Here is a 1,689-nt window from a genome sequence, read left to right on the forward strand (position 1 = left end):
TGGTGTCACGGGGGAGACTTGAACTCCCGACCTCCGGCTTATGAGACCAGCGCTCTAACCAGCTGAGCTACCGTGACGTTAAAGTTCGCAATTATATTCAACGTTTGCTTATATATTGATAAAATATTTTCATTTTTGCGCAGTACGGCGCTCGAAATGAAATTTTAAAATTTGATTCGCCGATTTACGGGCACAAATTTCATCAAATTTAAATCTGTAAAAACCCAAATTTGAAGCAAAACCGCCAAAAACAGAAATTCGCATTTTCAAGATGCGGGTTTTGTGGCTCAAATTCGACGAGTTCAAATTTGCCAAAATAGGTCAAATTTGAAACAGCAAAGGCCGAATTTACTTGATAAAATAATCTCCGTCAAAGCTAACTAACGAGTACTTGCGCTCGCTGCCGATGCTGCTAACTAGCTCGTCCACGTCTAAAAACTCAAGACTGTCCGCGCCGATATATTTGCATACTTCTTGGGGCGTTTTGTTTGCGCTTATTAGCTCCTCGAAGCTCGGAGTGTCGATGCCGTAGCGCTCGGGGTATTTTAGCTCGGGGCAAGCGACCTTAAAGTGTATCTCTCTCGCGCCCGCGTGACGTAGTAGCTCAACGATCTTTTTAGAGGTCGTGCCGCGCACGATGCTGTCGTCCACGACGACCACGCTTTTGCCTTTGAGCAGGCTTGCCATCGGATTTAGCTTGAGTTTGACTTTGAGGTTGCGCATCTCTTGCGTCGGCTCGATGAAGGTGCGGCCGACGTAGTGATTTCGCACGATGGCTAGCTCAAACGGTATTCCGCTGGCGTTTGCGTAGCCTAGCGCCGCCGGCACACCGCTATCAGGTACCGGTACGACGAAGTCTGCGCCAATCTTGCTCTTTTTGGCTAGCGTTTCGCCCATTTTTTTGCGTACTTCGTAGACGCTTTTGCCCTCGATTACGCTATCTGGGCGCGCGAAATAAATATACTCAAACGCACAAATTCTAGGCTCGGCTTCAAAAAGGCGCACGCTCTCAAACTCGCTTTTGCCTTGCTCAAAAACCAGCATCTCGCCGGGCTCCACGTCGCGGATAAAAGTCGCTCCCACCAAATCAAACGCGCAGGTCTCGCTAGCTACGATGTAGCCGCCGTCTTTTAGGCGTCCCAGCGAGAGCGGTCTCACGCCCCAGGGGTCGCGGATGGCGAAAATTTTATGGCGCGACTGGATGAGTAGGCAGTAGGCGCCTTTGATCTGCTTTAGTGCCGCGACGATGCGGTCTTGCAGGTGTTCGCTGCGGCTTCTAGCGATGAGATGTACGATGTTTTCGGTATCCATATTGCTCTGAAATATCGCGCCTTCGGCGATCAGCGCTTCGCGGACTTCGTCTTTGTTTACGAGGTTGCCGTTGTGCACGATAGAGACTTGGCCTAGCGAGTAGTTTGCGGCGATGGGCTGGGCATCGGCGGCAGAGTTTTTGCCTGCGGTGGCGTAGCGGTTGTGGCCGATCGCCATATCGCCTTTTAGGCTCTCGAGGTTCGTCTTGTCAAAGACTTCGGTAACTAGCCCGCGTCCTTTGACGGTTTCTATACGGCCGTTTTCGCATGCGCTGATGCCGCTTGCTTCTTGGCCTCGGTGTTGCATGGCAAATAGCGCGTAGTATGCCGTTTTTGCCGCGTCTTTAGAATTTATTACTCCAACTATCGCACACATTTT

Annotated in this window: 1 protein-coding gene and 1 tRNA gene; both read right to left on the reverse strand. The window is 50.6% G+C overall.

Going from position 1 to position 1,689, the window contains the following annotated elements; all coding sequences use genetic code 11:
* A tRNA-Met gene (locus Q0338_RS07305) sits at positions 1 to 77 on the reverse strand.
* Between the two features lie 271 nt (positions 78 to 348).
* Entirely contained in the window at positions 349 to 1,686 is a 1,338-nt protein-coding gene (purF, locus tag Q0338_RS07310) for an amidophosphoribosyltransferase (protein WP_298086178.1), read from the reverse strand.
* Positions 1,687 to 1,689 lie beyond the last annotated feature (3 nt).

The sequence above is a fragment of the uncultured Campylobacter sp. genome (assembly GCF_938018145.1).
Taxonomy (GTDB): domain Bacteria; phylum Campylobacterota; class Campylobacteria; order Campylobacterales; family Campylobacteraceae; genus Campylobacter_A.